Annotated in this window: 21 protein-coding genes and 1 other RNA gene; 8 read left to right on the top strand and 14 right to left on the bottom strand. The window is 55.4% G+C overall.

Going from position 1 to position 23,731, the window contains the following annotated elements; translation table 11 throughout:
• Positions 1-4: 4 nt before the first annotated feature.
• Complete coding sequence (locus tag LAO76_19000) at positions 5-1,072, top strand: SDR family NAD(P)-dependent oxidoreductase (protein ID MBZ5493010.1); 1,068 nt, start codon at positions 5-7, stop codon at positions 1,070-1,072.
• Positions 1,073-1,225: 153 nt separating this feature from the next.
• On the opposite strand, the gene LAO76_18995 is transcribed toward LAO76_19000, so the two are convergent.
• The 4 genes from LAO76_18995 to LAO76_18980 form a co-directional block, all read right to left on the bottom strand.
• Positions 1,226-4,189, bottom strand: coding sequence for an FAD-binding protein (locus tag LAO76_18995; protein ID MBZ5493009.1), 2,964 nt, complete (start codon positions 4,187-4,189; stop codon positions 1,226-1,228).
• Positions 4,190-4,370: 181 nt separating this feature from the next.
• A complete protein-coding gene (locus LAO76_18990) occupies positions 4,371-5,822 on the bottom strand; it encodes a tyrosinase family protein (protein MBZ5493008.1) in 1,452 nt (483 codons plus the stop codon).
• A 94-nt stretch (positions 5,823-5,916) separates the two neighbouring features.
• Positions 5,917-6,063 carry a hypothetical protein gene (locus LAO76_18985; GenBank protein ID MBZ5493007.1) on the bottom strand — a complete coding sequence of 49 codons (147 nt, stop codon included), beginning with the start codon at positions 6,061-6,063 and terminating at the stop codon, positions 5,917-5,919.
• A gap of 4 nt (positions 6,064-6,067) precedes the next feature.
• Complete coding sequence (locus LAO76_18980) at positions 6,068-7,006, bottom strand: hypothetical protein (protein MBZ5493006.1); 939 nt, start codon at positions 7,004-7,006, stop codon at positions 6,068-6,070.
• 123 nt (positions 7,007-7,129) lie between these two features.
• On the opposite strand from LAO76_18980, the gene LAO76_18975 reads away from it, so the two are divergent.
• A complete protein-coding gene (locus LAO76_18975; GenBank protein MBZ5493005.1) occupies positions 7,130-9,052 on the top strand; it encodes a glycosyltransferase family 39 protein in 1,923 nt (640 codons plus the stop codon).
• Here the strand turns inward: LAO76_18975 and hpnI are convergent.
• Both hpnI and LAO76_18965 read right to left on the bottom strand, forming a co-directional pair.
• Positions 9,006-10,217, bottom strand: a complete 1,212-nt coding sequence (gene hpnI / locus LAO76_18970) for a bacteriohopanetetrol glucosamine biosynthesis glycosyltransferase HpnI (GenBank protein ID MBZ5493004.1) — start codon at positions 10,215-10,217, stop codon at positions 9,006-9,008. The two genes, LAO76_18975 and hpnI, sit on opposite strands and share 47 nt — an antisense overlap.
• Before the next feature lie 188 nt (positions 10,218-10,405).
• Positions 10,406-11,122: a hypothetical protein gene (locus tag LAO76_18965; protein ID MBZ5493003.1), complete on the bottom strand. Its 717-nt coding sequence runs from the start codon at positions 11,120-11,122 to the stop codon at positions 10,406-10,408.
• Between the two features lie 104 nt (positions 11,123-11,226).
• On the opposite strand from LAO76_18965, the gene rnpB reads away from it, so the two are divergent.
• From rnpB to LAO76_18950, 3 genes are all read left to right on the top strand, one after another.
• Positions 11,227-11,821: RNase P RNA component class A (rnpB, locus tag LAO76_18960), an RNA gene on the top strand.
• A 792-nt stretch (positions 11,822-12,613) separates the two neighbouring features.
• Complete coding sequence (locus tag LAO76_18955) at positions 12,614-12,784, top strand: type I restriction-modification system subunit M N-terminal domain-containing protein (protein ID MBZ5493002.1); 171 nt, start codon at positions 12,614-12,616, stop codon at positions 12,782-12,784.
• Positions 12,785-14,866, top strand: coding sequence for a DUF262 domain-containing protein (locus LAO76_18950; protein MBZ5493001.1), 2,082 nt, complete (start codon positions 12,785-12,787; stop codon positions 14,864-14,866).
• Positions 14,867-14,929: 63 nt separating this feature from the next.
• On the opposite strand, the gene LAO76_18945 is transcribed toward LAO76_18950, so the two are convergent.
• Both LAO76_18945 and vapB read right to left on the bottom strand, forming a co-directional pair.
• Positions 14,930-15,340 (bottom strand): type II toxin-antitoxin system VapC family toxin, encoded by a 411-nt coding sequence (locus LAO76_18945; GenBank protein MBZ5493000.1) that lies wholly within the window; start codon positions 15,338-15,340, stop codon positions 14,930-14,932.
• Positions 15,337-15,576 carry a type II toxin-antitoxin system VapB family antitoxin gene (gene vapB / locus LAO76_18940; GenBank protein ID MBZ5492999.1) on the bottom strand — a complete coding sequence of 80 codons (240 nt, stop codon included), beginning with the start codon at positions 15,574-15,576 and terminating at the stop codon, positions 15,337-15,339. The genes LAO76_18945 and vapB overlap by 4 nt, the downstream gene beginning before the upstream one ends.
• 363 nt (positions 15,577-15,939) lie before the next feature.
• On the opposite strand from vapB, the gene panB reads away from it, so the two are divergent.
• The gene (panB, locus tag LAO76_18935) at positions 15,940-16,875 is read left to right on the top strand and encodes a 3-methyl-2-oxobutanoate hydroxymethyltransferase (protein MBZ5492998.1); all 936 of its coding nucleotides are present in this window, start codon (positions 15,940-15,942) and stop codon (positions 16,873-16,875) included.
• Positions 16,876-17,102: 227 nt separating this feature from the next.
• Positions 17,103-17,972 carry a pantoate--beta-alanine ligase gene (gene panC / locus LAO76_18930; GenBank protein MBZ5492997.1) on the top strand — a complete coding sequence of 290 codons (870 nt, stop codon included), beginning with the start codon at positions 17,103-17,105 and terminating at the stop codon, positions 17,970-17,972.
• 160 nt (positions 17,973-18,132) lie between these two features.
• Here the strand turns inward: panC and LAO76_18925 are convergent, their stop codons facing one another.
• Genes LAO76_18925 through LAO76_18915 form a run of 3 tightly spaced genes read right to left on the bottom strand, consistent with a single transcriptional unit; the run spans position 18,133 to position 21,731 of the window.
• On the bottom strand, positions 18,133-18,750 hold the full coding sequence (locus LAO76_18925) for a DNA-3-methyladenine glycosylase (GenBank protein ID MBZ5492996.1): 618 nt from the start codon (positions 18,748-18,750) through the stop codon (positions 18,133-18,135).
• Entirely contained in the window at positions 18,747-19,922 is a 1,176-nt protein-coding gene (locus LAO76_18920; GenBank protein ID MBZ5492995.1) for an acyltransferase, read from the bottom strand. Before LAO76_18920 ends, LAO76_18925 begins: the two co-directional genes overlap by 4 nt.
• Positions 19,923-21,731 (bottom strand): DUF885 domain-containing protein, encoded by a 1,809-nt coding sequence (locus tag LAO76_18915; protein MBZ5492994.1) that lies wholly within the window; start codon positions 21,729-21,731, stop codon positions 19,923-19,925.
• A 108-nt stretch (positions 21,732-21,839) separates the two neighbouring features.
• Here LAO76_18915 and LAO76_18910 point away from each other — a divergent pair, with 108 nt between their 5' ends.
• Positions 21,840-22,385, top strand: coding sequence for a hypothetical protein (locus LAO76_18910; GenBank protein ID MBZ5492993.1), 546 nt, complete (start codon positions 21,840-21,842; stop codon positions 22,383-22,385).
• A 37-nt stretch (positions 22,386-22,422) separates the two neighbouring features.
• Here the strand turns inward: LAO76_18910 and LAO76_18905 are convergent, their stop codons facing one another.
• The 3 genes from LAO76_18905 to bcp are packed head-to-tail and all read right to left on the bottom strand — an operon-like array spanning position 22,423 to position 23,725.
• Complete coding sequence (locus LAO76_18905; GenBank protein ID MBZ5492992.1) at positions 22,423-22,986, bottom strand: DUF5615 family PIN-like protein; 564 nt, start codon at positions 22,984-22,986, stop codon at positions 22,423-22,425.
• On the bottom strand, positions 22,983-23,207 hold the full coding sequence (locus LAO76_18900; GenBank protein ID MBZ5492991.1) for a DUF433 domain-containing protein: 225 nt from the start codon (positions 23,205-23,207) through the stop codon (positions 22,983-22,985). The genes LAO76_18905 and LAO76_18900 overlap by 4 nt, the downstream gene beginning before the upstream one ends.
• Before the next feature lie 59 nt (positions 23,208-23,266).
• Entirely contained in the window at positions 23,267-23,725 is a 459-nt protein-coding gene (bcp, locus tag LAO76_18895) for a thioredoxin-dependent thiol peroxidase (GenBank protein ID MBZ5492990.1), read from the bottom strand.
• Positions 23,726-23,731: the final 6 nt, after the last annotated feature.

The raw sequence follows: 23,731 nt of genomic DNA, 5'->3' as shown, positions 1-23,731 counted from the left end.
AGCTATGAAGAATCGGACAAAAATCATTCTTGGCGGGGCTGTCGCAGGTACGCTCATGGGGGGCGCGGCGGCGGGCATAGGAACTGTGATGGCCGTGCGGCATGGGCTGCGCAGGTTTCGCGAGCATCGGCTGCGCGAGTTGCGCGGGCAGACAGTGCTGATTACCGGCGGATCACGCGGCCTGGGGCTGGCGCTGGCGGAAGAGTTTGCGCAATTTGGAGCGAAGATCGCCATCTGTGCCCGCGATGAGCAGGAACTGGCGCGCGCCCGGCAGCAGTTGGAAGACATGGGAGCTGTGGTTTGTGCCGTCCCATGCGATGTGAGCAAGCCGGAAGAAGTGAATCACATGATCGACTCAGTAACCCGGAACATGGGCAAGATTGATGTGCTGGTGAACAATGCGGGCGTGATTTCCGTGGGGCCGATTCTTTCCCAGGAGTTGAAGGATTTTCAGGAAGCGATGGACGTGATGTTCTGGGGAACGGTCCATTCTACGCTGGCCGTGCTGCCGCAGATGCTGGGGCGCGGCGCGGGCAGAATCGTGAATATTTCTTCCATCGGCGGCAAGGTGAGCGTGCCTCACCTGATTCCTTACGGCTGCGCCAAGTTTGCCGTGACTGGCTTTTCTGAGGGGCTGCATGCTGAACTGAAACGCTTTGGCATTCGCGTGCTCACGGTTGCTCCGGGACTCATGCGCACCGGCTCACACCTGAACGCGCAATTTAAAGGCAGGCATGAAGCTGAGTTTGGCTGGTTCGCCGTAAGCGGAACGAATCCGCTGGCTTCGATTTCGGCTGAACGAGCTGCACGAAAAATTGTGAATGCCACGTGCGCCAATCGCGCCGAGCTGGTGATCAGCTGGCAGGCGAAGCTGCTGGCGGGACTACATGGCGTTGCGCCGGGACTCACACAGGAAGTGCTGGCGCAGGTAAATCGTCTGTTGCCGGATGCGGCGGGGAATACGGAGAAGAAGCCTGGGCACGAAAGCCAATCGGCAGTGACGCGATCACCATTGACGGCGTTGGGCAAGCGGGCCGCAAGGCGTTATAACCAGGTGGAGAAGCCGGCTTAAATTCCCATGGGCCAAAACCGGTTCAGCCGCAGATTTGCGCTGATCATCGCAGATTTAAAAAATTCGCCGCGAATTTCGCGAATAGACACGAATCAAGCCAAGAATAATTCTAGATCTTTCGCGTGAGTTTGCGGCTGATTTCGTCTTTTATCTTTATCTGCGAACATCTGCGTAAATCTGCGGCGAGTTCTCTTTTGCCTTACTGTCGGGCGTGGAAGATTCAGAAATTGCCATCTGCAACACTTCGGCAATGTGCAGGGCCTTGCGTCCGGTGAGCCCTTCAATCTGTTGGTAGCAGCTGAAACCATCGGTGATGATGAGCGTGTCCGCGGTGGCGTTACGCACGGCGGGCAGCAAGACGCGCTCTCCGATCTTTACTGAGACATCATACTTCTCGGCTTCAAAGCCGAATGACCCGGCCATGCCGCAGCAGCCGGAATCGAGGACATGGAAGTCCAGACCGAGGCGCTTCAGCAATTCCGATTCAGAATCAAACTTCAGCACCGACTTGTGATGGCAATGCGCATGGACGATCGCTTTGCGCTTGAGTTGCGGCGGGCGATAGTCGGCTTGATTGATCAGAAATTCGCTGAGCAGATAAGTCTGGCTTTTGAGCTTTTGAGCTTCAGGATTGTTGCCCAGAAGATTTGTCATCTCGTCGCGAAAGACGGAAACGCAGCTTGGCTCGATGCCAATGATTGGTGTTCCAGCCTCTATGTCGTCGCGCAGAGCGGAAAGCGTTTGTTCCAGCGTGGCTTTGGCCCGGTCGAGCATGCCGAAGTCATATAAAGGACGACCGCAACATAGGACTTGCTGAGGGATTTTCACCTGATAGCCCGCGTGTTCCAGGACTTCCACAGCGGCTTTGGCGATTGAGGGATGGAAGTTGTTGCTGAATGTATCCGGCCAGAGAATCACCGGCGGGCGATCAGCATTGCACAGCGGGCGCTTGCGAAACCACTCCGTGAATGTCTCTGTGGCAAACGCGGGCATGTTTCGCTTTTGGGAGATGCCGCCGACCCACTTCGTCAACTGCGATGTCAACGGCGCGCGGCCAAGAAAATTCACCAGCCACGGCGCAACGCGAGCCATGGCTGCCCAGCGCTGGATCAAGCCCATGGAAAAAGCGGCGCGGGGACGCGAGCGGCTTTCATAGTAATGGGCCAGAAATTCGGCTTTGTAGGTGGCCATGTCCACGTTGATGGGACATTCGCTCTTGCAGGCCTTGCAGGCCAGGCAGAGATCGAGCGCATCCTTCAGGTACTCATTCTTCCACCCGTCTTTGAGCGTCTCACCGCGCAGCATTTCAAAGAGCAGGCGCGCGCGGCCGCGGGTGGAGTGCTTCTCTTCGCGGGTGGCCATGTAGCTGGGACACATGGTTCCGCTGTCGTCTTTGCGGCACTTGCTCACGCCAACGCAGCGCAGCGTAGTCTCAGGAAAATGGCCGTGATCTTCGGGGAAAGAAAAATATGTCTTGACCGGCGCGGGCCGATAGGTGGCGCCGAGACGCAGATTCTGGTCGAGCGGGTTGGCGTCAATCTTTTTGCCCGGATTCATTTTCCAGCCGGGGTCCCATATGCGCTTGAATTCGCGGAAGGCTTCCATCAGCTCTGGGCCAAACATGCGGACAAGAAGCTCGCCGCGGGCCTGGCCGTCACCATGTTCGCCGGAGAGTGAACCGCCAAGCTGCACGACGAAGTCCGCAGCTTCTTCAACAAAGGCACGAAATTTTTTGATGCCCTCTTTAGAGACAAGATCAAAATCAATCCGCATGTGCACGCAGGCATCGCCAAAGTGTCCGTAGAGCGCGCAATGATAGCCATACTTGGCGAGCAGACGATGCAGGCCGCGCAGATATTCTCCAAGCTTTTCCGGCGAGACCGCCGCGTCTTCCCAGCCTTCCCATGCTTCGGGTTCGCCGGGGACCTGCGACGTCGCACCCAAACCGGACTCGCGGGCCTTCCAGACCAGAAGAGTTTCCTGCTCGTCGACGAAGAGCTTCATGTTGGGTGGATCAGGCTGGCGGCTGAGCTGCTCCATCAACCCGCGCGCTTTGGCGGTTGATTCTTCTTTGGTCTCGCCGCCGAATTCGCACAGCAACCAGCCTTTGCCCTCAGGCAGCATGGCGATACTTTTGGGATGAAGGCCCTTCTTCTTCATGTTCCCGATGAGAACGTCATCCATGCCTTCAAGGCCGATGGGCCCAGCCTTGCAGACTTCAGGCACGTTATCCGCCGCGTCGTAGATGTGCTTATATCCGAGGACCAGAGTGGTGCGTTTCTTTGGCCAGTCAACCAGACGAACTTTGGCGCCCAAAATCATGACGCAAGTGCCTTCTGCGCCGACGAGCGACTTGGCTACATTGAAGCCGCGCTGAGGCAGAAGTTCGTCGAGACTATAGCCGGAGACGCGGCGCGGAATGTTGGGATAGCGGCTGTGGATGAGATCAGCGTATTGATCGCGCAAGGCTCGCAGACGCGAATAAATTTCTGCGCGACGTCCACCAGCGCGAACTATCTCTTCAAACTCCCCGTCTGACGTGGGGCCGACGCGCATGCGCTCGCCCTCATAGGTAAGAATGTCGAGTTCCAGCACGTTATCCACGGTGCGGCCTGCCATCACCGAATGCACGCCGCAGGAGTTGTTACCAATCATTCCGCCCAGGTTGCAGTACTCATGCGTGGAAGGATCAGGGCCAAAGGTGAGATTGAATTCATTGGCGCGGTTGCGAAGCTTATCCAGCACGCAGCCGGGCTGCACCCACGCGTATTTTTCCTGCGGATTGATCTCGATAATCTGGTTAAGGTATTTGGAGAAATCAACGATCACTGCGACGTTGCAGGATTGTCCGGAGAGGCTGGTGCCACCGCCACGCGGCAGCAACGGCGCGCCGTGCTTGCGGGCAATTGCGACGGTTTGAATAACTTCTTCCATCGTTTTTGGAATCACTACGCCTATGGGCACCTGTCGGTAATTGGATCCATCGACGGCGTAAAGAGCGCGGGTGCCGTCGTCAAAACGGACTTCGCCGGTGATGGCGGCGCGCAGATCGGCGGCGAGGGCGTCGGCCCGGGAGCGGGATTCGGAGGACGTCCAGTCTGGGGCCGGTGGAGTCATGCGTGAAGATTATGACATGGAGAGTGTGCTGTCATAAAAAGCTTTCGCCGCAGATTTGCGCTGACAAACGCAGATCAAAAAAATCAGCCGCGAATCAACACGAAGAACGAGAATCATTTTGAACTTTCAATTTGATTCGTGTTTATTCGCTAAATTCGCGGCTTGCTCTTTTGTTTACTTTCTATTTGGGCTTGTTTGGCTCCCGTTCCGGAACAATGGGAGCATCGCTCTTGCGTTCCTCATTGCGCCCGATGGCGACGTTGATGGCGCCAATCCTCACCGGCGACTGGACTTTGGGATGCGAGGGCTTGCCGTCAATGAGCGGCCCGGTTGGCACAAAGACCAGCGGCAGCTTTTCCTGCCGGGTGCGCAGCGCGGCTTCAATCGCCCGGTTGGCGTTAAAGGTGAAGTGCGCCGGCTGGAAGCCGCCGTGCGCGTGCTCGCGCACTCCCGCGGCGAACAGCGTCATGGTGCCCAGGAAGTGCGGGCTCTCAGCGCTGAGCGCAGCGTTCGGCGGAGCGCCGAGGTAGACTTCCCAGACCACGCCGGGCGCTCGCTCAGAGACCACGTTGTCCAGTTCGATCACCAACTTTTCGTTCTTGTTCTGGAGCAGCGCGGGGATACGCTCACGGATCTGCGCGATGTCAATGGGAATGGCGACTTCGCGTTCGCCCAGTTCGACCGGAGGGCCAGGCCATGGGATCAGGACCTGCGCAATAACAAAGATCCACCATGGGAAGATGAGTCTCAAACAGTACTCCTTTACTTCAGTCGGCTCCCCTTCATAAGTGTAGTTCAACTGCTCGGCGCAGCGCAGGACATCGCACGGAGTCATGGTAACGGCAGTCCCGCTCTCATTGAAGAAGGTGTAGGTTTGACCCTTCCAGGTGGTATCGCTCAGGGGATTGTGGCGACCGCCGCCCTGGGCGAGCCAGAGGTTCCAGTAACGATCGATATTGGAGTGATGCACGTAAAAAACCGGGTCCTGGGCCGCCGTGGGAACGCCGCCCATCCAGCCGCCGATATCGCCATGCACGTTGTTGTGAGGATTGCTTTCAATATCGCCCTGGCCAAGGAAGTAGTCAAACTCGGCCATGCCGGCGGAAGGATCGACGTGTGAGGCCGGGAACGACGCAGATCCGGTGTTCCAGCCGGTGCCGCGGTTCGGGTCGGCGACATAGAGTTCACTCTTGGGATCGCGGAACGGAACCGGCAAGGTGCGCTGCGAGGGATCGTGATAATCCCAGTAAGGCAAGGCCCAGCCGGGATCGCCAGACATCTTGCGGATGATCCGCTCCCACCAGTAGAGATACATGCGGTGCCAGGACCAGAAAAAGTGTGTGCCGTGCTGGCAAGTGTTCCATGCGGGGAACGAGCCGGAAAGCGTGGTGCGATGAATGGCTGCCTGATAGTTCCAGCTCGGCGGGTTGGAAGTGGGAAGCGCCTTCATGGCCTTGATGGCTTTGCGATAAGAGACCAGGACCGGATCACTGGCAGCCATGCCGCCAAGATTGCGGCGCATGACGGGCGCGGCCCAGACTGTTTCCAGGTTGAAGAGTGAAGAGCCCAGCACAGTTGAGGCAGTAGCGCCCGCTGTGACGATGAAACGTCGACGCGTGAAGCGATTGCTCATTGCAGTACCCCTCCGTTCATGCTGCAAATTTTGCGAGAGCATTTGTTGTAAAAGAGCTCCCGTTGGTACGGTAGTGCTTGCTCCGCGCCAATCGTTACAGAGCTTGCAGATGTGCGGATCGGCAATTGTCCAGCAACGGCGTAGAGCACGCGAGCCCCATCGTCATAGCGGATTTTGCCGATGATGTGGTGAGCTTCGGCGCCAGAACGTTGGCCGCAAGGAAGCCGATGAAATTGGCCATTTGGTTATTGTCCGCCAAGATAAATCCCGACTTTCAACTTCTGCGCCCAGCGAGCGATGCGAACCAGGTTGTCGAGTCCCCTGATGGCCAGAGGGTCCTTGACCTTGGCCTGTGCCTGAACGCATTCGGCCAGCAAAGCATCGACTTCGCCGGGTTCGTACAATGCATCCTCCGAAATGTCGTTCAAGCGCGATAAAAGCGGGTATGCGGGAACCAGCGCGCCGTTCATCCCGTTGCGGTGGTACGACTCCCAATCGGCGCCGAGTTCCGCGAGAAGGGCGTCTTCCTCGAACATTCCAAGGCCGAACGCCAGATCCCGGTCAACTGGTGAGGTTGGCTCGGATGTTCTGGCGTATCCCTCTGGATCACGAGCCAAAAATACGGACCGATCACCTGGCTCCCAGTAATTTTCTAATTGTCCGCGCGAAGCCGCCAGACCTTGCCGGGTAAGCCATTGGGGATCAAAATCGAGTGACGGCTTGTCTATCAGCCCAAGCCGTTTTTCGAGGTAGGCTGAGAACCTGGAAACATCGGACATGGCACGCTTCACAAACTCAGCATCGGCATGAGGCGGGTTCCGTGCCAGGTCTTCGAACTTCTTCTGCTGTTCAGCTGTCACGATAGGTGTGTAAAACCCTGGCTTGGAAATGAAAGCGGCTATGCAGCCATCGAGCATCGACCAGGTTACGTCACCTTTATATTCATTTACGGCATCCAGAAGCGAAAACATCTGTTCCGGTTTGGGCCGAAAAAGGGAAAAGCAAAAACGCGGAAATTCCCATGTGTCCTGCTTCGCCAGGTTATAGCTTAAATCACCGGGGAAGTCTTCACGGCGTATGTCTGAAGGCGATGCCGCAAAACTCCACCACTCAAGCGGTGCAAGCTTGCTGATGACGTGAGGCAGCCAGTCGCGATTGGTTAGGGTTGCTCGGTCCTTTGGCACTGCATGACTCGTCGCGGAGGCAGGCAGGCTACCCAACAGCAAGGCAGTCACCAATAATTTTGCACCCAGTTTCACGGGCTGTAATTATAGTGCTGGGCGGCCATGAATATAATGAACGAATTAATGCCGACCAAGACTTTATCGTCCTCACCTGACGTTCAGGCTTCCCCGCGATCTTCGAGACACAAAGTCTTCATTCCTATCGTCATTCTGGTCTGGGCCGTAATTTACATCGGTACTCTTTTTCAGCCGCCATTGATGGACGATGCCGACACCGTCCACGCCGAAGCTGCGCGCGAAATGGTGGAACACAACGATTGGGTCACGCTGAAGATCAATGACGGCTTCCGCTACCTGGAGAAAGCGCCGCTCATGTACTGGTGCGTGGCAGCCAGTTTCAAGCTATTTGGCGTGCATGACTGGTCTGCGCGAGTGCCGATTGCGCTGGGCATGCTGGCGCTGCTGCTGGTTGTTTATCGAATCGGCAGACACTTTTATGGCGATGAGGGCGGCCTTTACGCGGCCCTGGCGCTGGGCACAGGATTCGGCCCGTTCATTTATACACGGTTCATGATCCCGGAAATGCTGGTAGCACTGTGGCTGGCGCTGGGATTTGATTTCTTTCTGACCACGCTGGAACAGGCTGACGCGGGAGAAGATCCATCGGCGTGGCTGTGCTGGGGCATTGCCGCCACCATGGCGCTCAATGTATTGACCAAAGGATTGATCGGGCTGGTGTTTCCCATTGGAGCCATTTTTCTTTTTTTGCTGCTCACCGGAAATTTGCGCCACCTGCTGAAGATGCGGCTGGTCTCGAGCTTTTTAATCTTCCTGATCATCGCCGCGCCGTGGCACCTGCTGGCGGGATCGAGGAATCCGGCGCAGGGCGAGGCGCGCGGATTTTTCTGGTTTTACTTTGTCAATGAACATTTTCTGCGCTTCCTGAAGAAGCGTTTCCCTGCCGATTACGACACTGTGCCGCTCTGGCTCTTTTGGGGTTTGATGCTGGTGTGGCTGATGCCATGGACTGCGTTTCTTATGCAAGCCATACGGCAGGTTCCGGCCAAGTTGGCGGCGATGCGCGACGGACTGAACGGCCAGCAGCGCGCAACGCTGCTTTTTGCCCTGTGGCCGCTGGTGATTTTGGTTTTCTTCAGCTTCTCCAGCCGGCAGGAATATTACGTTCTTCCCGGCTTGCCGGGAGTGGCATTGCTGCTGGGCGGATGGCTGGCGCGGGAGTCGATTTCAGCACCGGGCAGTGCAGAGCGGCGCAGCGGAAGAATTTCATCGATCGTGCTGGTAGTGGTGGGCGTGGCGATTTGTATTGTATGCGCGGCGCTGGCATGGCACGCGCAAGCTCCGCCACCGAACTACGACATCGCGGAGCTGCTCAAGAAAAATCCGCAGGACTATGCGCTTTCCTTTGGGCACATTCTTGATCTCACGCCGCAAGCCATGGGAGCTTTCAAGGTACCGCTGCTGGCGGCGGGATTCGCGTTTGCCTTGGGAACAATTGCGAGCCTGCTTTTAAGGCGGCGCAATCGAGTTTTCGCCGCGAACCTGGCGCTAACGTTGATGACAACGGTCCTGCTGTATGCGGCGCATCAAGGGCTGGTGATCTTTTCGCCGGTACTTTCGTCGAAGGTGTTGGCGCAGGCCATTGAGCGGAACTGGAAACCCGGCGCAATCATTGAAGACAATGGCGACTATGAAGCAGCTTCTAGCGTGAATTACTACACGCAGCATCAGATCCGAATCCTGAACGGGCGCTGCAATAACATCTGGTATGGATCAAAGTTTCCTGACGCGCCACCGATCTTTGACGATGACGCGGCTTTTGTAAAGCTTTGGCGCGGCGACAAACTTGTTTTTCTCCTCACCGATTACAAGGCCAGCCCTGACCGCAAGCCAGCGGAAGAGTGTCCGCAGAAAGAGCACCTTCCGGATTATGTTGCCCAAGACGCCTGTGTGCTGGCCAAGTGGGGCGGCAAGCTGGTGCTTACGAATGGACCGAAACCTTGTCCTGATCAGGCTTGGCCGCGCTGACAGGTCCTGGCTTGCGCGGATGCGCCGGACGAATCTTGCCATTTTCAAGAATGAAAACCTCGCCGCGCCAGTGAACGGTGTGATCGGCAAAGCTGGCGAACCAAACCGCGAACGCCACAAGATCGCGGATCGGCACTAGCCACAGATGCCGCCAAAGAGCGCGATCATGCACCACACCGATGCCGACGTTAATCGCCACAGCGGCGCGCAAGGCCGCGGCTGCGGCCAACGTTGCCCACGACCACCAGACAAACGGCGCCAGCAGGACGGCAAAAATCGCCCAGGGCAGGCCGAAGGTTAGAAGCAGGCCAACGTAACCGAGGCGGCGCGAGTCGCGCGTGCTGCGCGCCCAGCGCATCTGGTGCTCAAAGAATCCGCGGAAGCTGTACGCGGGCAGATGGGTTTCCACCACAACATCCGCCAGCACTACTTCATAGCCGGCTTTGGCAATGCGAAAGCCCAGTTCAAAATCGTCGGCAAGATAATCCACCAGCGGGCGCAGGCCGCCGATGGCTTCAAGCGCGGTGCGCGACATGGCAAGCGTGGAACCAAGGGCAAAATGAATTCCGCCTTCAATCTGGCGCGCCACCAGCACGCCGGCGATGAAGTCGGTGCTGATCCCGATGGATTCAAGCTTTGAACCCAGCGTATCGGCGGCGATGCCGCGATACGGGCAGGTGACCATGCCAACCTGCGGGCGGGCGAACGGAGCCATCACGCGGCGCAGATAATCAGGCGTGACGAAGATATCGCTGTCGTTGATAAGGATGTGGTCATACTGCGCTGAGTCCAGCATCTGCACCAGGTTGCTGGTCTTGCGATTATTGCCGAGCACTTCAGGACAGACCAGAAGCCGAATCTTGCACTTGGGAAACTCGCGGATCAACCGCTCTACGGCTTCCACTGCGGGATCGTCCGGCTCACTGACGCCAAAGATGATTTCGTACTCCGGATAATCCTGCGTGCAGTGGCTGCGGAAGCTTTCATACATCTGCGGATCAACGCCGCGCAACGGCTTGAGGATGCTTACAGGCGGAGCAATGGCAGAGCCTTCCTGGCTGCGCGAGCGGAGAAAAGTCCGGGCGCTCCACAGGCAGAGCAGGTAAAAGCCCATGCCGCACACTGCCAGCCCAGCCGCTATTAATCCTGAAACAAGGTTTAACATTGCCGTCCGCGATCTACGTTCATTCTAAATTGGTTACTCAGTGCCTTAATAATACTTTACAAATCGATGTTAGATGCGGATAGCTGGTAATTCCAGAGCAAAATAATTTCGCCAGTGGCTCGCAAGCGGCCCCCGGTTCGATCAGTTAACGTTCGATGAGCTACGTTCGATGAGTAACGTTCGATACCTTACATAGTCAGGGCGGTGTTCACCTGTCGCCAGTCGATCTTGCGCAGCAGTTCCTTGATGCGGTCCTCAGGGCCAAAGATCCGGACTTCAACGTTCTCAATGAACGGCGTATCCGGCTTGTGAACAAAGAAGTTGCGGTAAACGTCATTGGCCTCCTCCCATCGGCCATTCTTGGTGCCGCTAAAAAATAAAACATAAGCAACGCCATGGCTGAAAGGATTGTTGCGGTCCTTGTGCACAAAAGTTGCGCCTGGAACCTTGGGATCAAATTTTGGCTCGGGGCCGGTGATCATGGGGACGACCCGCATGTTGAAATGGACCTGCACCTGGAGATGCTGAAGGTCTTCAATTTGCGCGGCCTCAAGCTGCTTCTTCGATATGTCTTTTTCAGCGGCGTTCTTTTTAAGCCGAGGCTCAACCAGCGTTTTATAGCGCTTTGAGTCTTTGCGCAGCTCATAGGTGCGCTGCAGCAGCTGGTCAATATCCATGGGGCGGTCGCCAAAGGTGTCCACCGTAGGATGGTCAATGGTGGCGTCTATTTTTTCGTCCCAGTCAGGGCTGCGGAACTGGTCAAGCACCTTGTTCATTACGGTCGTGTATTTGTTCAGGGCCTTTTGCTCGGCTGGAGTGGGATCGTGCTTTTTGTAGAACGCAAACACCGCCGTGGAAATAACCACACACATCAGCGCAACCTTCAAAATGTGACGACTCTTCAATTTCTGGCTCCTTGAAATGGCTTTCAATTATGCGATCAGGGCGCTGCCGGTGGGGGGACCAAAATCCTTTGCTGCCCAAATTCATCTTATAATATGGGTAGCTGATGTCGAACCGGATGGTCGCTGTCTGGGTTGTGAACGCCGGGGATTCCCGGGCTGCGCGATCCAGAGAGAGGAAAGTCCGAACTCCGCAGAGCAGTGTGCCGGATAACATCCGGGAGGGTGGTTTCAAAGCCACTTTACGGAAAGTGCCACAGAGAATATACCGCCGCCGGCCGGGTGAGCGGACGGTGAGAGCCGTTCTGCTCGAACCGGACGCGAGGGTGAAGCAGGCGCAAGCCGTTGCGGAACCCTTGGACTAAAGTGAATGGCGAAAGCCGATTCGCTTTTGCGCCGGACGCAAAGGCAAAACGGGCGCAAGCCCGCAAAGCCTGAGATGTTCGACGGTTGTGGTAAGGGTGAAAAGGTGCGGTAAGAGCGCACCGGTCGGGCAGTAATGCGCGACGCATGGCAAACCCCACACGGAGCAAGACCAAATAGGGAAGGAATTCCGGATAGCGATATTCGGGATGCGTGCCTGCTCGGTGCGCCAAACTTTCGGGTAGGTCGCTTGAGCCGATCAGTAATGACCGGCCTAGAGGAATGACCGTCAGCGGCGGCAACGCCGTACAGAATTCGGCTTATAGGTTTGACATCACTTGTGGCCCTCATCATCGGAGACGATGGTGGGGGCTTTCAATTTCTGCAATCCCGAAGCGAAGCGAGGGAACCCTATAACCACAAAGGTCACGAAGGAACACGAAACAAACCTAAAGCTCTTCCCCGCGCCGCCGTGGTGAAAATTGGGTTTACCGTCCTGAGCCGCGCTCATCTGCGATTATCATCGGTAGGTTTTGCCTTTCAGCTTCCGGCGGCTCGGTAAATCACCGGATCACCCGATCTCTTGCGCACCCCTACCCCTCCCTCGCTCCCCATATCTAAAGGACTTACGCGATTCCTCCCCATGTATCCCCAGAAGCCGTTATTGCAAACAAAGGCACTTATTTGAAACCTCCCCATTTCATCCCCATCCCATCGGCTGAGAGAACCGGCAGAGGGTCGCAAAGGGGCAGTTGCCGTACAAATACACCAAGTACCCGCTTTTTTGGCTAGGAGCCAGCAGCTTCATTTTGTCAAAGACCACCCTCCAGGACATATTTCCATCCAGAGGTCAATGTAAAACTTTACCATTTGTTCGCTTTTATGTCAAGCGAAAAGTGGCCTAAAAATGCCGCCGCAAACCCAGATTGTCGTATGAAGCCGGGTGGAGCACACAACTTCCACCTGAGGTGAGGTTCTTGGTGGAAGAGCGGCTTCAGCGCCGCGAAAAAGAAGATAGGAAAGCCCTTCTTTGCGCCAGCAGCCCGCGCGCAGCATTAGCGGAGCGCGCTAGAAAACCTTGCAATTCATCCCCGGTTGTAAGATAACTACCATTCCGCTACCCCTCTTCTTATGGCCAAGAAAGGTTCTACCTCTGCAAGATCCTCGCGCGGCACCGACCTGGGCTTTGAAGCAAAGTTATGGCAAGCCGCGGAAAAACTGCGCGGCCACATGCACGCCTTTGAGTACAAGCAGGTTGTCCTGGAGTTGGTTTTGCTCAAATACACAGGAGCCATTATCTAAATGGAATCACTATTCAAGGAAACACATTATTCAGTAAAGCTACTCATCGAGAACATTGATCGTGGCCAGATCGGCCTGCCCGACTTACAGCGCCCTTTTGTTTGGCCTGCGAAGAAGATTCGCGATCTTTTTGATTCTATGTATCGCGGTTTTCCGGTCGGCTATCTCCTTTTTTGGCAGAGCAGTAGTGACGGTCGCCAGATCGGCATCGATGGTAAGCAAGCTGCGCCCTCGTTGCTCATTGTTGACGGCCAGCAGCGGCTCACATCGCTTTATGCCGTCCTTAAAGGCAAGCAAATCATAAACAGCGACTACCAGCACGTAAAAGTCGAAATAGCCTTTCGTCCATCTGACGGGAGTTTCGAAGTCTCCGATGCTGCCATCAAAAAAGACCCGGAATTCATACCGGACGTATCCACGCTCTGGTCTAAGAACACAAACCAGTGGAAGTTTGTCACTGACTTTATTGGCGCCGCCAAACAAAGACGCGAGATCAGTCCGGAAGAAGAATCCCGACTGGCGGATGCAATCAATCGGCTTTACGGCATCGAAGGCTATTCTTTTACGGCGTTGGAGTTGTCGCCGAATCTTACGGAAGAACAAGTGGGGGATGTATTCGTTCGCATCAACAGTAAAGGAAAGAATCTTAAACAGGCCGATTTTATCCTTACCCTAATGTCCGTTTTTTGGGATGAAGGTCGCAAACAGCTTGAGCGTTTCTGTTACGAATGCCGCAAGCCTGCGGTCGACAAGCCGAGCCCATTCAATTATTTCATCATGCCCGACCCTGACGAACTACTACGTGTAGCCGTAGGCTTTGGCTTCAAACGCGCCCGTCTGCAACAGGTCTATTCGTTGCTGCGTGGCAAGGATTTCGATACAGATCTTTTTTCCGAAATGACGCGGGAGAAGAATTTCGCAATCCTCAAGGATGCCCAGCCCAAATTGCTGGACGTGCAAACCTGGCATGAATTTCTGGATACGCTGGTTGCTGCAGGCTTCCGCAGCGCGGAAATGCTAACGTCCAAGAATAGTGTTCTATATACCTATGTCCTTTTCCTTCTTGGGAAATATGAGTATGCAGTGGATAGCTTTTCATTGCGCAAAGTAATCGCGCGGTGGTTCTTCATGAGTTCTCTAACCGGCCGCTACACAGGTTCGTTTGAAACTCAGGTTGAAGCCGACTTTGGCCGACTCAGGAATACAAAATCCGCTCACGACTTTGTTGCCGTCTTGGATCAAGTGATTACCACCACACTCACGGATGACTTCTGGCGGATCACCGTCCCTGACCAGCTCGCCGTTGCTAGTTCGCGAACCCCGGCAATTTTTGCTTATTATGCCGCGCTCGTAGTTTTGAATGCTCCACTGCTCTTTTCAAACATTCCAGTTGCGGCATCGCTTGACCCAGCCCGTCGACGACGTCGTCGTGCGACGGACCGTCACCATCTTTTCCCCAAGAATCATCTAAAAAAACTGGAACCACCAATTACGGATCGGTCTGAAATCAATCAGGTCGCTAACTTTGCTCTCGTTGAATACCAGGATAATATTCGGATATCTGATACGCCTCCATTTGAATACTTCCCGGTGTATGCGGCTCGACATACTCCCAATGAGTTAAAAGACATGCTGAGATGGCATGCGCTCCCTGAAGGGTGGACCAAACTTACTTACGCAGAATTCTTGACCCAGCGCAGGAAGCTCATGGCAGCGGTCATCAAAGACGGGTTTGAAACCCTGCAGGCAAGAACAAAAGAAGAGTTGGAAAAAGTGCTTGCGGAATGGGCAACCAAAGCGAGCGCACCTCTTCCCGTTGAGAACTCAGACCACAAAGTCTTCGATCCGCAAACGGGAGGATACCAATACGGCGTTGTTTATGATCTTTACCGCCGATTGACGGATGGTCAATGGCATGCTCTCGAAGAACTCGAAGAGATTACAGCCGGAAGAGCCAACTGCAGCGATCGGCTTGCAAGGCTCAAACGGCGTGGAGTACACAGAGGTTGGTGGGTAATTGAGGAAAAAGACGGGAAGTACCGCATGCACCTCATTGGACAGGCAACGGCTGCGCATGCATGAGCTCAGATCAATCTCGCGTTAGGGCGGCTATTATAAAGAACTTCTGCCGCGCGGAATCTTCAATCACTTTGACCAGTCTTCCCACAGCAACCCTTTTACCCTGGAAAACTCCGTAACGTTGGCGGTAATGAGCGTCAGATTGTGGTGCATGGCCTGGCCGGCAAGCAGCAAATCATAGGCCCCGATTGGCTTTCCGGATGCCTCCAGTCTGGCCCGCAGTTCTCCCGCCACCTGTGCTGCTCCCTGATCGAACGGCAGGACATCAATTTGCCCGGCAAAAAATGTGTTGTAGCGCCGCGTATTGTCGGCGACGCGCTTGCTCTTGCAGACGCCATACCACAGCTCGAATGCCACAACAGAGGAGGTAAAAAAATTGCCGCCTTTGTGGACCGCGGCCGCAAATCGCGTCTGCACCTCATTGGTTACGGAGGCCATAAGGGCGATGCAGGCGTTTGTATCCAGCAGATAATTCATTTAAAGATCGCGCGCTTTGGGGTTTTTGGTTGACGGCGCTTTTTCATGAAATCCGGATCAGCGGGAATATTCTTCAATTCGGTCAGCCACGCATCAGGATCGTCCATCAGAGGCTCCAGGACTATGCTTTTGCCAACCCGGCGAATGCGGACCTTGTCTCCCTTGAAGCGGAACTCCCGCGGCAGGCGAACAGCCTGGCTGCTGCCATTCTGAAACAACTTGGCGAATTGGCCCATAACATCCCTTTCTTGTAGAAGTATATACTATTAGTATATATTTTTGTAAAAAAGGTGATGGGGGTTCTTGGGCCTCTTCAAGCCAATATGGGATGGGGTATGGAGGGGGGTGCTGGATCGTCAGCCATCAGAAAGGCCAGGTCTTCACCACGCAGGCGCTAAGACACGGAGAACAATCAAGTTCCCGCGTCGGAATGCCCCAGAGGGCGATGACACGGTGCGCGCGACAGAGTAACGGTCGGAATCCAGGGCCTATTTTTCCCCTAGACCCCCACTTTCCCTGCGACTACAATATCGGTGTCCGCATCCTAAATGTGGACGAACAGGCGGTATCGGGGGTTCCCGAACTGCACTGGAGGCAAAATGAGCATCACTTCGTTCAACGGAGGGCAGCACCCGATTTTTGAAAAGACGGGCGCCCGACCGAATCTGCCAAAGATCACGACCACTACTATCCACGACAAAAAGCTGCGGCATGAGCCCATTACCTGCCTAACGGCGTATGACTACGCCACGGCGCGGCTGGTGGACCAGAGCGGGATTGACATGATCCTGGTGGGCGACTCACTGGCCCAGGTTGTGCTGGGCTATGACAACACCCTGCCCGTGACGATGGAAGAAATGCTGCACCACACGCGGGCGGTGCGTCGGGCGGTGCGGTCAGCCATGGTGATTGCCGATATGCCCTTTGGCGCCTACCATGAAGACGAGAAAAGCGGCGTACACAATGCCCTGCGCTTTGTGAAGGAAGCCGGCGCTGAAGCCGTGAAGCTGGAAGGCGGCGTGCAACGCGTGGGACTGGTCAAGCGCGTGCTCGACGCTGAAGTCCCGGTGATGGGACACATTGGGTTGACGCCGCAGTCGCTGCATAAGATGGGCGGCTATAAAGTTCAGGGCAAAGATTTTTCCGGCATTGAGCGCCTGGTGAAAGACGCTGTAGCGCTGGACAAAGCCGGAGTATTTTCCATTGTGCTGGAAGGCGTGCCGCGCGAAGTTGCCGCGATGATTACCCGCGAGGTTAGCGCTCCGACGATTGGCATTGGCGCCGGTCCGGACTGCGACGGCCAGGTATTGGTCTTCCATGATCTGGTGAACCTTACGTTTGCACCGCCGGCAAAGTTTGTGCGCCAATATGGCGACGCCGCGGCGCTGTTTACCAACGCCGTGCAGCAGTTCAAGGCCGATGTTGAGACACGCGCTTATCCTGCAGACGCGGAATCGTACCATCTGCCCAAAGACACCAAGGTGGAGTTGGAAGCGATTCTAAGACGCAAAGAGATGAAGGCGTACGCGAAGTAGAACAGCTCTTAGCCATTGGCCCTTGGCTCTTAGCTTGGGTAACGAGGCACCAGCATTGATGCCTCGGCGTTCAGTAACGGCGTTGTGCGCAGTTTCGTTGCAGAGGAAGTCATTTCGCTATCCTTGATTGTCAGCTGCAAAATTGCACTTACGGGAGAGCCAAGAAGCATAAAGCTGAGAGACAAAGCTAATGACTAATTGCTAATGGCTAACTGCTGATTTCCCCCATGCTCATTCTCACTTCTGCCGCAGAGGTCACAGTTGTAAGCAAAGAAGCGCGACGCGCCGGCAAACGCGTGGGCTTTGTGCCCACCATGGGCGCGCTCCATCAAGGCCATCTCTCGCTAGTGCGCACCGCACGCGCGCAGGCTGACGTGGTGATCGCGTCAGTCTTTGTGAATCCCTTGCAATTTGGCCCAACGGAAGACTTCAGCAAGTATCCGCGCGATGCGGAAAAAGATTCTGACATGCTGGCCGCGGAGAAATGCGATTATCTTTTTCTGCCGTCGGTTGAAGAGATGTATCCGCCGGGCGCAACCACCTGGGTGAACGTGGAAGGCCTGAGCGAAAAACTCGACGGCCATTCGCGCCCCGGACATTTTCGTGGCGTGACTACCGTCGTGGCCAAGCTGTTCAACATCGTGCAACCGGACTTTGCTTTCTTTGGACAGAAAGATGCTGCGCAGGTAGCGATCATCAACAAGATGGTGCGCGATCTGAATTTTGATGTGCGAATCGTCGTTTGCCCCATCGTGCGCGAAGCCGACGGACTAGCAATGAGCTCACGCAACGCCTATCTGAGTCCCGATCAGCGCAAGCAGGCGCTGGTTTTGTATCGTTCGCTCATGCGCGTGCAGACTCTGGCGGATCGCGGCGAAAGCAGCTCTGCCCGGCTGAAAGTCGCCGGCGAACAAGTGATGGCGGAAGAAGCCGCCGTCAAGCTGGATTATTTTGAGATCGTAAACCGTGACACGCTCGATCCCATGGCCGATATTTCCGGCGGCGCGCTGGTTGTCGTGGCGGCGTATGTGGGCAGCACACGGCTGATCGACAATATTGTGGTGAGCGGAAAAGGAAATGCGGCTGAGCCGCGATGAATGTCCAGTAATTCCGGCGCGCTTTGCACAAACCTTACCACTGATAATACCGATTGACACGGATTAAAAAGCTCAAAGAACTCATTTTGAATTTTGTAATCCGTGTCATCCGTTTCATCTGTGGTGAGATTTGTTTTTTGCACAAGGTAAATCCGGCAGCTCACTTTGAAACGAACTTATTCCCCGCGATCACATACCGCAGCGGCAGCTCCGCCGCTTTGGTAATGCCGATGCGCTGTGTGACCGCAACTTCTTGCACTTGGAAGCCGTCGCTCATCACCTGAAGGTCCGACGCGGGAGAAAGCATGTCTTTTGCATTATCGCGCGGACGCGTGATACCCAGCGCTTCACACAGCTTCCCGGGACCGCTGGCCACTTTGCGCAGATCTCGCGCCGACGTGAGATCGAGATCAGCCAGGTCGCGCGCGTCAGCCATCTCGCGCAAGCCGCTCACGGGTTCCAGCGCGCGGATCAGCACGCAGCCCGCGTCGCCCGCGGGCAGGCAGGAAATATTCAGGCAGTAATGCACGCCATAGATAAAGTAAACATAAGCGTGTCCCGGAGGTCCCCAGAGCACGGCATTGCGCGCCGTGTGGCCGGCAGCGGCGTGCGCAGCCAGATCGCCCGCGCCGAGATACGCCTCCACTTCAACGATGCGTCCTGCAAGCCGCTTGCGTCCTTCACGCCGCACAATTAGCTTGCCCAGCAGTTCGCGAGCAACTATCCGCGGATCGCGATTGAAGAAAGCCCGGCGCAGCAGCTTGGCCTCGCGCGTCATACCGGCCGGGACTGCACATGCGCAAAGCGCTCTTTCAATCGCAGAAATGGGCTTTCCAGCCAGCGATACGAAGCCGCAGCCAGCAGGATGGTAATCGCCAATCCAACGACCGATTGCGCCAATACCATAAAAGGCGTGGAAGCGTGCACCAGGCGAATCGCACAGAAATGCGCGAACTCATGCAGGACATAAAGCCCGTAAGAAATTTTTCCCAGATAGAGCAGCGCCCAACTGCGAAAGAACCCATGCTGCGCGCCCAACACTGACAGCAGTACCACCGCACTTGCCATCGCCGTAAACGGATGCCCCACCGCCATCTGCCATGTAGTGAACTTCAATGTAGGACTGGTAACGGTGAACGCATACACCGCAATCCATGTCACAACACCGCAGCAGAGCATTGCCACGCGTTGCAGACGAGTAAACGGCGGCAGCTTATGTCCGAACAAAGCAATCAAGATCCCGAAAGCGATAGGATCAAGCCGTGTAAACGTGTTGTATTCAATCGTCTCGACCGGCGCTGCGGAAACCGCCAGCCACACGCGCCAGACGTTCGCAACAATCAATATTCCCACGGCGATGATCGCCATCGTGCGCACTGACGCTTTGCGCAACGCCAGCGGCCATGCCAGATAAAACTGCTCTTCAATCGATACAGTCCACAGCGGTGTAGCGAATGACGCAGGCAATCCATAGAACACATAAATCCAGTTGCCCGCCAGCAAGCTATAGCCGACCACATACCGCATCGGCAGATGCTGCTCGGGGACCACTGCCGCAAAGACTGTCGCGAACGCGACGAACGCAAGATACAGCGGCCATATGCGCAGAATGCGTCGAAGATAAAAGCCCCGCAGGTCCAATGCGCCAGTCGTAGCACGCTCGCGCAGCAGCAGGCTGGTAATCAGATAAGCGCTCAGAGCGAAAAATAAATCCACGCCGTAAGCGCCCGCGCCAAATGTCGGAATGAGCAGGCTGCTCAGCCAATGCGGATATCCCGCGGTGTTATAAAACTCCATCGTGCGCGGGGCTGCATGAAAAATAAACACGCCCAGAAAAGCAAAGAACCGCAGCACATCCAGCTCAGGTCGATAAAAACGCGCCGAATGTCCAGCGCGCCCGCGCGCGTTAACGCCAGCCACTGCCGGAACTGTCTCTGCAACCGTTGTCATCTACTTCTTTGCCGCGCCCCGGCGCGTCGCCGCGTGCGGCGCAGCGCCAACAGAGGCCTGCGTCTTCGCCGCAATCCATTCATCCACATTCCGCTCCAGAATATCCAGCGGCAGCGACCCTGATCCCAGCACCACATCGTGAAATTCTTTTAGATCAAACTTCGTGCCCAGCTTTTCTTTCGCGCGCGCGCGCAACTCTTTAATCTTCAGCTCGCCGGTCTTGTAAGCAAGCGCCTGTCCCGGCCATGCAATGTAGCGGTCAATTTCATTGGTGATGTCCAGTTCGTGCTTCGGACAATTCTCCATAAAGTATTTGATCGCCTGTTCGCGCGTCCAATGCTTCACGTGGATTCCGGTATCAACCACCAGCCGCACCGCACGCCACATTTCATAGCTGAGCTGGCCGAACTTGGAATACGGATCGCTGTAAAGACCCATGTCATCGCCCAGCGACTCGGCGTAAAGCCCCCAGCCTTCCACGTAAGCTGTGTACTCGCCAAAGCGGCGGAACTTTGGCATTTCTCCCAATTCATGCGCGCGGGCAATCTGCAAATGGTGTCCTGGCACAGATTCATGCATGGAAAGCGCCATCATTTCCCACTTGGGCCGGGCATCAGGCTTATAAAGATTAACGAAGTAGGTTCCCGCGCGTGATCCGTCAGCAGCGCCTGGGCGGTAATATGCCGCCGTGGTATCCGGAGCAAACGACGCCGGGATCGCTTCCACTCCGTAAGGCTCACGCGGCAAGGTGCGGAACACTTTCACCAGGTTCGGATCAATGGTCTTGGCCAGCGCCTTGTATGCCACAAACAGTTCTTCCGGCGTCTTGTAAAAAAACTGCGGATCGGTCCGCAGGAATTTAAAGAACTCATCGCGCGATCCTTTGAATCCCGTCTGCTGCATTACGCGGTCCATCTCACCATTGATGCGCGCCACTTCTTTTAGTCCGATCTGGTGCACCTCTTCTGGCGTCTCATTCGTCGTCGTATAGTGGCGAATCATCTGCGCGTAGAGCTCGCCGCCATGCGGAAGCTGCCACGCGCCCACTTTGTCGTAACATGCAGGCAGATACTCGCTTACAAAGAACTGCTTGAACTTGGTAAATGCAGGAACAACCTGTTGCTCCACCGCTTTGCGCGCGTCCTGCTGCAGCCGCTGTTGATCGGCCTGGCTGATTGCAGATGGAAAGCTCTTGAACGGTTTGTAAAACCCGCTCTGCGTGGGATCACTCACAATCTGCTTGTCGATCTGCGCCGGAATCCGCTCCATGATCACCCGCGGATGCACCATGCGCTCCTTGATGCCCTCGCGCAACAGCGCCGTGAACTGGTCCATCGCAATGGGGACAGCGCGCAGGCGCGCCAGCCAGTCCTCATAATCTTTCACCGTCTCAAACCGCAGCGAGCTGCTCAGGTCGTCACTGGTCTGCGGGCCTTCACGCTGGTTAAAGGTCATCAGGAACCAGCGGACTTTGTATTGTTCCAGGCGGTCCAGATAGCGCTTCTGGAACAAGTCGTAGTTGAGCTGGTCGGCCTTGTTCAGCTGCTTGCGGTCGATCTTGGCCAGCTTGGCTAAAATCTCATGGTTGTTCTGGTCGCGCCGCGCATACGCTTCTGGACTCCTGTCCATCCAGCGATCATTCCATCGCCGATCACCCAGCTCCGACGCCCGTTCCGGGTCTCCTTGCATCTCCTGTTCCCAGGCCGCATTGAACAGATCATGCAGTGCTTTAGTGGCATTCGCCCGCGGAATGGCCCGTCCAGTGGCAGCCAAAGCTAAAAGTACAAACACGAAAGGCCAAGCTCGCATTAGTTCCTCCGATTCTCAGCGGAAAGTGTATAGCAGTTCATTGCAGCATTAAAATCATCGCATCATCCAAAGCCGCAGCTGTTCTGGTTTTCCAACTGGAGGCATGCCATGAGGTTTAAAAGATCAATTGTATTAACCCTGCTGTTGGCCTTTGCGTCGTGGAGTGGGGCCGCAACCCTTCCTGCAGGAAGCCATGCCACCGTTCGCCTCAACACGTCTCTGAGCTCAGCCACGGCGCACGCCGGCGAAATATGGAGCGGCACTCTTACGCATGACATTGTGGAACATGGCAAAGTCGTGGTCCACGCGGGCGCTCCAGTCAAAGGCAAGGTCACGTACGTGAATCGCAGCGGACGCCTGCATAAACCGGGCGCGCTCACACTGCGTCTGAGTTCCATCAACGGAGAGACTGTTTACAGCTCCCGCGTTACGCGCCAGGGTAAGAGCCACACCAAGAGCAATGCCACAAAAATCGGTGGCGGCGCGGGCGCCGGAGCTGTGATTGGCGCGCTGGCCGGAGGCGGCAAAGGAGCAGCTATCGGTGCGGGAGCGGGTGCTGCCGCTGGAACCGGAGTTGCTGCAGCCACGGGCAAGCAGGAAATCAGGATTCCGGCAGAAAGCGTTCTGACCTTTACGATTACGGGATCGAAGTAAATTTTGGGAGGAGACACAAAACGCGAAAGCCGGATGATCACAAGAGCTTTCGAGTTTTATATTTCGGTTTGATTTCTGAATTCAGGTAAGCTCCTTTTGATGGTGCCGTTAGAAGCCCCTGATATTCATCATTTGGAACGTCAAAGTATCGATAGATTTCACCTGAACTCTTAAATTCAATATCAAGTGTTTGCGATTTGGGATCGTACAAAATTGCGGAAATCGCGCTTGATTCGACAAGAACCCTTGTAGGATTTTTCCCAGCAATTGGATCAATTGGAAAAAAGGATGAATCAGGATCTAATCCAAACTGTCGAATCTCTGCAGCGTAGGAAAGAAGAACGTCCTGGATCTCTTTTGTTGAGCAGTTTCCAAGCCGTATCCAGATAACCTTAGGCGGCGGTCCGAACAGGAAACCCCTTTGGCTGAAATCGGTGTCCTTGGACACGATTGTGAAGCCAAACTGCTTTGCGTATTCCCACACTTCAATATCAATGGCTGATGCCAGTCCCAAGTCCCGTACGTGTGCAGAACCGGGAAACTCGTCAGAGAGGCTCCGTACCAGCTTGTAGGAGAGATTCTGGTCAAAGAGTAGTTTCAAGCAGGGGCAGTAAACAGTTTACGCTCGCGGTCTGCGGCGAACGTAAGACAGGCTTTAATGTCTTCGGCTTCAAGATCAGGAAAGTCCTTGAGAATTTCTTCCTGAGACATACCCGAAGCCAGATACTCAAGCACTTCGTAGACGGTTATACGCAGGCCACGGATGCAAGGCTTTCCCCCTCGCTTTCCCGTCTCCATGGTGATCCGTCCTCCGTAGTTCATGGAACCAGAGTATGTCTTTCAGCACCACCGGTCAAGCATGTTCAGGGCTGCGAATCCCGCTACTTCCCTTTCAGCGCCGCCATCGCTGCCGCCGCATGCTCGTCCGGCTTCAATCCCGTCAGCACGGCTGAAATTTTGCCTTCCGGGCTGATCACAAAGGTCGTCCGCTCGATTCCCATGTACTTCTTGCCGTACATGCTCTTCTCTTTCATTACGCCGTACTTGTTGCAGACAGCCTTGTCTTCATCCGCCAGCAGCGAATAAGGCAGGTCGTATTTCTCTTTAAATTTCTTCTGGGCAGAGGGTTTGTCGGCGGAAATGCCCAGCACCACTGCCCCTGCTTTTTGCATCTTGGTGAATGCGTCGCGGAACCCGCACGCCTCTATCGTTCAACCTGGCGTGTTGGCCTTGGGATAAAAAAAGAGCACCACGTGCTTGCCGCGATAATCTTTTAATGCGGTTGGCTTGCCATCTTCATTGGCAAGAGAGAACTCCGGGGCTTTATCATTAACTTCCATAGGGTT

The organism is Terriglobia bacterium, from assembly GCA_020072645.1.
In the GTDB taxonomy this organism is placed as follows: Bacteria; Acidobacteriota; Terriglobia; order Terriglobales; family Acidobacteriaceae; genus Angelobacter.
The sequence above is the reverse complement of the archived record's forward strand: the minus strand, read 5'-3'. Positions and strand labels throughout refer to the sequence as shown.